Source organism: Arthrobacter sp. AL05 (genome assembly GCF_029960715.1).
GTDB lineage: Bacteria > Actinomycetota > Actinomycetes > Actinomycetales > Micrococcaceae > Arthrobacter.
This window is the reverse complement of record NZ_JASBRC010000011.1, coordinates 1-8,519: the sequence shown is the minus strand read 5'-3', so window position 1 is coordinate 8,519 and position 8,519 is coordinate 1. Positions and strand designations below refer to the sequence as shown.

Genomic DNA, 8,519 nt, shown 5'->3' with positions numbered 1-8,519 from the left:
CTTTGCTGCGGGGCCCTCGCCGGCGTGGGCCCATGCTCCCCATAGAATGGACAGATGACCCTTAGCGTTGCGCTTGGACCTGACACCCAGGAGAGCACCCACACCGGAACAGTGACGTCCACGGACGTCCTTACCGCCCCGGATATCCCGTGGAATCTGGTGATCTGGAATGATCCGGTGAACCTGATGAGCTACGTGAGCTATGTCTTCCGCAGCTACTTTGGCTATTCGGAGGCCAAAGCGAACAAACTGATGCTCGAAGTCCACAAAAAAGGACGCTCCATCGTGGCGCACGGCAGCAAGGAGCAGGTGGAGCAGCACGCCGTCGCGATGCACGGCTACGGTCTCTGGGCCACCGTGGAAAAGGCCACCGGCGGCTCCGGATCAGGCGGGGGATCAGGAAAGGGGAAGGGAAAACGTGGCTAAGGCATTTAAATTCGGCGTCAAAGGCGTCACCGGCTATCTGGAACCGGCCGAACGGGAGCTTCTGCGCAGCCTCTTCGACGACGTTGTGTCCATGCTGGAGCCGGGGGAACGTGCCGACCAGGACCCCCTTGCTGCCCTTGTCGGACTGGACACCGAGGCCCGCGAACCGTCCGACCGCGCCCTGCGCCGGCTGCTCCCGAACGTTTCGAAGGACGACGACGCCGCCTCGCTGGAGTTCCGCCGGTATACCGAACGGTCGCTGCGCGAAAGCAAAATCGGCGCGCTGAAGGCCGCGTCCCTGGGACTGGACAAGGAGGAACTGGTCCTGGCCCCCGCCGATGCACGGCACTGGTCCATGGCGCTCAACGATGTCCGCCTGGTGCTCGCCGAACGCCTGGACATCCGCGACGACGAGGACGCCGGGCACGTGCACCTGATGCAGGACTGGTCCCAGGCCGAGGACGTCGAAAGCTACCTGGCCCTGGTCTACAACTTCACCACCTGGCTGCAGGAGTCCCTGGTCCAGGCCATGCTGCAGTCGCTGGAGACGCGCCGCTGACCAGCGGCGCGGGGCATCGGCACGCGGCGCGTGCCGACGCCGCGTGTGACAAATTAGACATGAGTCGGACGACACAATGTGATGGCCGCGACCTTGGCTAAGCCCTATCCTCGAATAATCATGACTTCAGCATCGAGCATGGATCCGGCAGCGCCAGCTGTTGCGGACTCCCCAGCAGGCAACAGCACCGCCAGCCAGACCGCCAGCCGGATCGGTTCGCGCCCCATCGGGGTGTTCGATTCCGGCGTCGGCGGACTCACCGTGGCCCGGTCCATCATCGACCAACTGCCCAACGAATCCATTCTCTATGTCGGCGACACCGCCAACGGCCCCTACGGGCCGCTTCCCATCGCCGAGGTCCGGGCCAACGCCCTGGGGGTAATGGATGAGCTGGTCGATTCCGGTGTGAAGCTGCTGACCATCGCGTGCAACTCGGCGTCGGCTGCGGTGTTGCGCGATGCCCGCGAACGCTACACAGCCCGTTACGGGATCCCCGTCATAGAGGTCATCCAGCCGGCCGTGCGCCGTGCCGTGGCCGCCACCCGCAGCGGCCGCGTCGGAGTCATCGGTACTTCGGCAACCATCGGCTCCCGCGCGTATGAGGACACCTTCGCTGCCGCCCCGGACCTGCACATCACCTCCGTGGCCTGCCCGGCCTTTGTGTCCTACGTCGAAGCCGGAATCACCACCGGCCCGGAGCTGCTCGCCGTCGCCCGCGAGTATCTGGAACCGCTCAGGACCGCGGGCGTGGACACCGTTGTGCTGGGCTGCACGCACTACCCGCTGCTAACCGGCGTCATTTCCTACGTGATGGGGGAGGACGTCACCCTCGTCTCAAGTGCCGAGGAGACCGCCAAGGACGTCTACCGGGCCCTGGCCTCCCGCGGACTGGAACGGACCGACAGCACGGATCCGGTGCACAGCTTTATTGCGACCGGGGACGCCGCACAGTTCGAACACCTCGCCCGCCGCTTCCTCGGACCCGAAGTGCTCAGCGTCCGCCACGTGGACCACGTCGCTGCGCAATACCCCACAGGAAGCCTGGCCAGGATCACACCGGAGATGATTGCCGCGGCGCAGGCCGGCACGAACCGTCGCCGGATCTCCAATTTCGTTGGGGGGCCGGGGCTGTGAAGCTGACCATCGTGGGCTGCACCGGTTCCTTTCCGGGGCCGGGATCGCCGGCATCGTGCTACCTGTTGACCGCCAACGACGGCGAGCGGAGCTGGAAGATCGTCTTGGACCTCGGCAGTGGCGCGCTCGGGGCCATCCAGCGGTACACCGACCTGGAGGACATTGACGGGATTTTCCTCACCCACCTGCACCCGGACCACTGTATGGACCTGTGCGGACTGCACGTCGCGGTGCGGTGGAAGCCAGGCGGCTGGGGACGCGGCAGGATTCCGGTGTGGGGGCCCGCCGCCACCGCCGACCGGATGGCCACCGCCTACGGCCTGGATCTTGACCCCGGAATGCATGAGGAATTCGATTTTAGCCACTGGGCGGAGCGCAAGCCGGTGACCATGGGGCCGTTCACCGTTACCCCGTACACCGTCAACCACCCGGTCGATGAAGGCTACGCCCTCCGCGTCGAGGTCACGGAACCGGACAAGGACGGCAACCCGGTTGCCCGTGTGCTCAGCTATTCCGGTGACACCGACGCCTGCGGCGGGCTCGAGGACGCGGCCCGGGATGCCGATCTGTTCCTGTGCGAGGCGGCGTTCGAGGAAGGGCGCGACGACGCCATTAAGGACGTGCACCTGACCGGCCGACGCGCCGGGGAGGCCGCTGTTGCCGCCGGTGCCCGGCGGCTGCTGCTGACCCATATCCCGGTCTGGACGTCCCCGACCACAGTGATGGCGGAAGCCAAGCAGGTCTTCGGACAGCACGTTGCCGTTGCTGTGGCGGGCGTGCACTACACCATCTGAGCGGGACCCGCCGTGGCGGGCGCCGGGTGTGCCCGGCAGGCCCCGTGCAGGTCGATAAGCTGGAACCATGACTTCCGAAGCCTTAACTGCCCCCGTTATTCGAGCCGATGGCCGAACCCCCGACCAGCTGCGACCGATCAGCATCACCCGCGGCTGGTCCAAACAGGCCGAGGGATCGGCCCTGATCGAGTTCGGCAACACCAGGGTGCTGTGCACTGCTTCCCTTACCCAGGGTGTTCCGCGCTGGCTCAAGGGAGAAGGCCGCGGCTGGGTCACCGCGGAGTACGCCATGCTGCCGCGCGCCACCAACACCCGCTCTGACCGCGAGTCCGTCAAGGGCAAGATCGGCGGACGCACCCACGAGATTTCCCGGCTGATCGGCCGCTCGCTGCGCTCCATCATCGACACCAAGGCGCTGGGGGAGATCACGATCGTGCTGGACTGTGACGTCCTGCAGGCCGACGGCGGGACCCGGACCGCGGCTATCACCGGCGCCTACGTGGCCCTGGCGGAGGCCATCCGCTTCGCCCGCGAGAACAAAATGATCCCCCGCACTGCCCAGCCGCTGATCGACACCATCGCAGCGGTATCCGTCGGGATCATCGACGGCGTTCCAATGCTGGATCTGCCTTACGTTGAGGACGTCCGAGCCGAGACCGACATGAACGTTGTGGTGACCGGATCCGGAAAGTTCGTTGAAGTCCAGGGCACCGCCGAAGGTGCCCCGTTCGACCGCGATGAGCTGAACAAACTGCTCGACCTCGCCCTGATGGGTACCGAGCAGCTTGCCGCTATCCAGCGTGACACACTGGCGGAGGCCCCGTGACAGCGGCTCCGGAAGGACATCACGCCGCACCGTTGCTGGTTCTCGCAACACATAACCAGGGCAAGCTCCGGGAACTGCGTGACCTCCTGCGCGGGCAGGTGCCCGGGCTCGACGTCGACACCCAGGTGGTGGATGCGGGTGCCGTCGGTGCCCCTGACGTCGCCGAGACCGGCGTAACGTTTGCGGAAAATTCGCTGCTTAAGGCACGCGCGGTGGCGCAGGCGACCGGGCTGGTGGCAATCGCCGACGACTCCGGCCTCGCCGTCGACGTCCTCGGCGGTGCTCCCGGGATCTTCTCGGCCCGCTGGGCCGGCCGGCACGGCGACGACGCCGCGAACCTGCGGCTGCTGCTCAGCCAGCTTGCCGACGTTCCCGACGAACACCGCGGTGCCGCTTTTGTCTGTGCGGCGGCACTGGCCGTTCCCGGCCTGGCCCCCGGGGACGGCCGGGAAGTCGTGGAGTTCGGGCAGTTGGAGGGCACGCTGCTGCGTGAACCCCGCGGAACCGGCGGCTTCGGCTACGACCCGGTGCTCCGGCCGCATGGCCTGGACCGCAGCTGTGCGGAACTGAGTTCGCAGGAGAAGAACGCTATCAGCCACCGGGGGCACGCGTTCAGGGCACTGCTCCCGGCCATCGTGGAGGCGCTGGCCGGGCGGTAGTGCGGTCCGCGGAAACCGGCAGTTAAATAGAGGACGGCGCCCCGCACCGCGGGGCGCCGTCCTCTGCGGCCGGGGTTTCCGGAACGGCGGCTGTCCGAACTGCCTGCCGAGCGGGAATTATGGGGTCTTGCGTTCCTCTTCGGGCTCGTGTTCTTCGATGAACTCCGCAACGACGCCGGTGCCGTATTTTTCGGCCTGGCGCCTGGCGGTGAGCCCGCGGATAACCTCAATGCCGATCGGGATCACGGAGACAAGGACAATCGCGATGAAGATGATGTCCAGGTTTTCCCGGACCCACGGGACGGTGTCGCCCAGCAGGTAACCCAGGAGCGTCACGCCGCCGCCCCACAGCACGGCGCCGATGACGTTGAAGACAAAGAACTGGCGCTTGTTCATCTGGGCCACCCCAACAATCACGGGGACGAAGGTCCTGATGATCGGCACAAATCGGGCCAGGATCAAGGCCTTGCCGCCGTGCTTCTCGAAAAAGGCATGTGCGCTTTCGACATTCTCGCGCTTAAAGAGCTTCGAGTTTTCCCGGTTGAAAATCGCCGGGCCCGCCTTGGAGCCAATCAGGTAACCGGCCTGGTTGCCGATGATCGCCGCAACGATGATCAGCGCAGCGAAGGCAACGATGTTGAACTTGATGGTCCCGGTGGCCACCAGGAGCCCGGCCGTGAAGAGCATCGAGTCTCCCGGCAGGAAGAAGCCGATCAGCAGGCCGGTTTCGGCGAAGATGATGCCACACACCAGCAGGACCACCCACGGCGCAAGGGCGGGGTCGGCCAGGAAGACCTGGGGGTTCAGCCAGTCGGGCAGGAAGGAGGCAAGCCGCGGCTGCACCGGGCCCGCGCCGCCGAACGTGGACACGGCAAAGTCACTCAAAGCTAAAGGGTTCACCAGTCAAGGATACTTGACCGCCGCCGTCGTGCGCCGACGGACGGTCGGCCAGCTGGCCCGGCCGCGGTCCGGCGGCGGCGCGGCCGTCGCAGCTGGGCCACCGGCTGGTTTTGCGGCGGTAAAGTTGGGAGCGTGGGTTTGGACTTTACGGCGATCGACTTTGAGACCGCGAACGGCTTCCGAGGTTCACCGTGCGCTGTTGGCCTGAGCAAGGTCCGCGGCGGTGTAGTGGTCGAGGAGGCCTCGTGGCTGATGCGGCCGCCGGAAAACCATGACCGCTTCGACCACCACAACGTGCGGATCCACGGCATCCGGCCTGAGCAGGTCGCAGGGTTGCCGCGTTTCGGTGAACTCTTCCCGGAAATCGGCGCGTTCATCGGCGGCGACGTCCTGGCCGCCCACAATGCCGCGTTTGACCTGGGCGTGATCCGCTCCGGCCTGGAGGTCTCCGGCTTGGCGGGGCCCGCCTATGATTACGTCTGCACCGTGATGCTTTCCCGCCGCTGCTATTCCCTGGTGTCCAATTCGCTGCCGTACGCGGCCGAGGAGGCCGGTGTTCCGCTGCTCAACCACCACGACGCCGCTGAGGACGCGCGGGCGTGCGCCGGGATCCTGATTGACATCGCCGCGCGCAACGGGGCCGGCAGTGTCGCGGAGCTGTACCTGTCCCTGGGCCTGGCGGTGTCCCGCCAGGAGGCTTTCGACCCGCTGTGCGATCCGCTCTCCAAGGCCAGCCAGTCAGCCCTCGATGCCCTCGCCGCGGGACCGGCAGCCCTGGCGCCCGCGCGGCCCTACCAGCCTGGCTGGCCGGAGGAAGGCGCCAATCCACCGCCGAACGCATCCGCCGCGGCCGGCCACCCGCTGTTCGGCCAGACCGTGGTCTTCACCGGCGAACTGGCCATTCCCCGGCCCGAGGCGAAGGTCCGTTCCGCCGAGCTGGGCGCCCGGCCCGAAAGCCGGGTCACTGCCCGCACCACCTTGCTGGTGGTCGGAGACGGTTTTGTCGCCGCCGACCTTCGCTCCGGCCGGCTGACCGGAAAGGCCAGGCGGGTGCTGGAGCTGCACGCACGCGGGCAACGGATCGAGGTCCTGTCCGAGGGCGAATTCCTGCAGATGGTGGGCGGGCACGTGGCCTCCGCCGCGAGTGCCTGAGACCCGCCGGGACAGGGCCCTGGCGGTCATACTGCGCAACAAACTTTTCGTCCGGAGCGGGTGCGCTCCTAGCCTTGGACGATGAGCAAACTAACCTCGGCACCGGCCGCGCCGCCGGCACCCGCCCGGGCGTCGCGCGGCTCCGTCGACTGGCGCACGGTTTTTGCGTTTCCGAACCCGGTGAATGAATACGCAGCCCGGGTCACTGCCGCACTGGTGGTGTTGCTTTCGCTGGTTACCCTGCTGACCGGCTTCGGCTGGGGTCTGGCCGTGATTGCCGCCGGGTTCTGGCTGCGTGTCCTTTTCGGTCCGCGGATTTCACCGCTCGCCCAACTTTCCGTCCGGGTCCTGACGCCCCGGCTGGGGAAAAGCCGATTGGTCCCCGGCCCGCCGAAGCGTTTCGCCCAGGGCATCGGTGCGGTCCTGTCCACGGCTGCGGCACTCCTGCTCGCCGCCGGACTTGCACCGGCGGCGTGGATCCTGCTGGCGCTCCTGATTATTGCGGCGTCCCTGGAAGCGTTTGCCGGTTACTGCCTGGGCTGCGCCGTTTTCGGCTTCCTGCAGCGCCGCGGCCTGATTCCCGAGGACGTGTGCGAGGCCTGCAACAACATTTCGCTCCGCCGGGCCTAACGCAGGTGGTCCGTGCGGACCGCAGCCGGGGCCCGGTCAGGGGCCGGTGACAGCGGCCAGCCTGGTCGCCATGCCGCGGATGACCTCCGGAGCCTCCAGTGCCTCAAGCCACTGCGCGGGAAGGCAATCCTCGCCGTAGAACGCCCCCAGGATATTGCCGGCAATCGATGCGGTGGAGTCGCTGTCCCCGCTGTGGTTAACCGCGACGGCGATTGCCGTGCGGAAGTGCTCCGCCGGGCTTCCGGCAGGCGACGTCGGATCCGGTTCGGTGGCGAGCACCGCGTACAGCGCAATGGCAAGTGCTTCCTCTGCCACCCGGCCCGCACCAAGAGTCCGGACCAGCTCCTCCGGCTCCAGCCGTGCACGGGCGGTGCCAAGCCGCAGTGCGGTGCCAAGCCGGGCCATAACGTCGGGATCAACCTGTTCGTCCTTGCGCAGCGGGCTGTTCGCAAAGAGTCCGAGGGCGTCTTCGGCTGCCTCGCGCAGGCTCCGGCCGGAGACCAGCGCATGGATAACAAGGCTGAAGATGCCGGCGCTCTGCCGCGCCGCGGGGTGCCCATGGGTCAGCGAGGCTGCGTCGGCGCTGAGCTTGTAGACGTCGCCGGCGGCAATGTAGGGGATCAAACCGAACGGGGCCGAGCGCATCACCGTGCCGCAACCCTTGGACTCCGGGTTGACGGGACGGAAATACGTTCCCATTTCTCCCGTCGCGAGTCCGCTCAGGCAGGCATCGTTGGGGGAGCGCCGCTGTTTGAGGACGGCGTGGGTATCGATCCATCGCGGCGGCTGGAACGGGGCGGCTTCCGGAACCGGCACTCCCTGGCTGGCGAGCCAGCGCAGGTAGGCGAGCCACAGGCAGGCGTTTGTGTCCGCGCCCACACCGGAGTTGGCCCACTCCAGCGCTTCCAGCAGCCCGTCCACGGTGTACAGCGTGAGTTGCGTGTCGTCGGAAAAGTGGCTGACCCCGTCGAGTGCCGCAAACCCGCGCAGCCCCTCCGCCCCGAATTTTCCGCGGATGGTGGAGATGTCGTCGGATTCGACGGCGTACCCGAGTGAATCACCCAGCGCGCCGCCCAGCAGGCAGCCGTGGATCCGGGATGCGTGCGACGGGGCGGGTTCTGGTGCTGGGGTCGTTGCGGGCTCGGTACTCATGAGCAAGAATTTTACCCGGTTGCGGGGCCGGGCCGCGGCGCTGCCATAGATTCGCCGCCACCAGAGCGGCTGCGCCCTTGCGGGGAGAACCGCGGGTGGCTACGGTCGGGATAAACGCTTTATCGGTGTCCGTGCCGGCGTGCCAGCACGGACGGTTGCAGCTACGGGAGGCCGAAATGGCTCTAGACCAGATGAGCGCCGTTGCGGTTGGCACGCCGCCGGTGCCCAGCGGCAAGGGACGCATTGTCGTCAACTGGATCACCTCGACTGACCATAAGACCATCGGG

General features: G+C 67.1%; 10 protein-coding genes. 8 read left to right on the top strand and 2 right to left on the bottom strand.

Annotated features, from left to right (window positions below):
- Positions 1 to 54 precede the first annotated feature (54 nt).
- From clpS to rdgB, 6 genes are all read left to right on the top strand, one after another.
- Complete coding sequence (gene clpS, locus QK287_RS13510) at positions 55 to 426, top strand: ATP-dependent Clp protease adapter ClpS (RefSeq protein WP_226774479.1); 372 nt, start codon at positions 55 to 57, stop codon at positions 424 to 426.
- Positions 419 to 985, top strand: coding sequence for a DUF2017 domain-containing protein (locus tag QK287_RS13505; RefSeq protein ID WP_226774480.1), 567 nt, complete (start codon positions 419 to 421; stop codon positions 983 to 985). The genes clpS and QK287_RS13505 overlap by 8 nt, the downstream gene beginning before the upstream one ends.
- A gap of 81 nt (positions 986 to 1,066) precedes the next feature.
- Entirely contained in the window at positions 1,067 to 2,119 is a 1,053-nt protein-coding gene (gene murI, locus QK287_RS13500; protein WP_226774481.1) for a glutamate racemase, read from the top strand.
- Entirely contained in the window at positions 2,116 to 2,913 is a 798-nt protein-coding gene (locus QK287_RS13495; protein WP_282360405.1) for an MBL fold metallo-hydrolase, read from the top strand. The genes murI and QK287_RS13495 overlap by 4 nt, the downstream gene beginning before the upstream one ends.
- A gap of 67 nt (positions 2,914 to 2,980) precedes the next feature.
- Positions 2,981 to 3,739, top strand: coding sequence for a ribonuclease PH (gene rph, locus QK287_RS13490; RefSeq protein ID WP_256446768.1), 759 nt, complete (start codon positions 2,981 to 2,983; stop codon positions 3,737 to 3,739).
- On the top strand, positions 3,736 to 4,398 hold the full coding sequence (gene rdgB, locus QK287_RS13485) for an RdgB/HAM1 family non-canonical purine NTP pyrophosphatase (protein WP_226774483.1): 663 nt from the start codon (positions 3,736 to 3,738) through the stop codon (positions 4,396 to 4,398). The genes rph and rdgB overlap by 4 nt, the downstream gene beginning before the upstream one ends.
- A gap of 117 nt (positions 4,399 to 4,515) precedes the next feature.
- On the opposite strand, the gene QK287_RS13480 is transcribed toward rdgB, so the two are convergent.
- A complete protein-coding gene (locus QK287_RS13480; RefSeq protein WP_226774494.1) occupies positions 4,516 to 5,283 on the bottom strand; it encodes a VTT domain-containing protein in 768 nt (255 codons plus the stop codon).
- 147 nt (positions 5,284 to 5,430) lie between these two features.
- Between QK287_RS13480 and QK287_RS13475 the strand changes: the two genes are divergently transcribed.
- Complete coding sequence (locus tag QK287_RS13475; RefSeq protein WP_226774484.1) at positions 5,431 to 6,450, top strand: exonuclease domain-containing protein; 1,020 nt, start codon at positions 5,431 to 5,433, stop codon at positions 6,448 to 6,450.
- 81 nt (positions 6,451 to 6,531) lie between these two features.
- On the top strand, positions 6,532 to 7,080 hold the full coding sequence (locus QK287_RS13470; protein WP_226774485.1) for a DUF4395 domain-containing protein: 549 nt from the start codon (positions 6,532 to 6,534) through the stop codon (positions 7,078 to 7,080).
- Between the two features lie 36 nt (positions 7,081 to 7,116).
- On the opposite strand, the gene QK287_RS13465 is transcribed toward QK287_RS13470, so the two are convergent.
- On the bottom strand, positions 7,117 to 8,232 hold the full coding sequence (locus QK287_RS13465; protein ID WP_226774486.1) for an ADP-ribosylglycohydrolase family protein: 1,116 nt from the start codon (positions 8,230 to 8,232) through the stop codon (positions 7,117 to 7,119).
- Between the last annotated feature and the right edge of the window lie 287 nt (positions 8,233 to 8,519).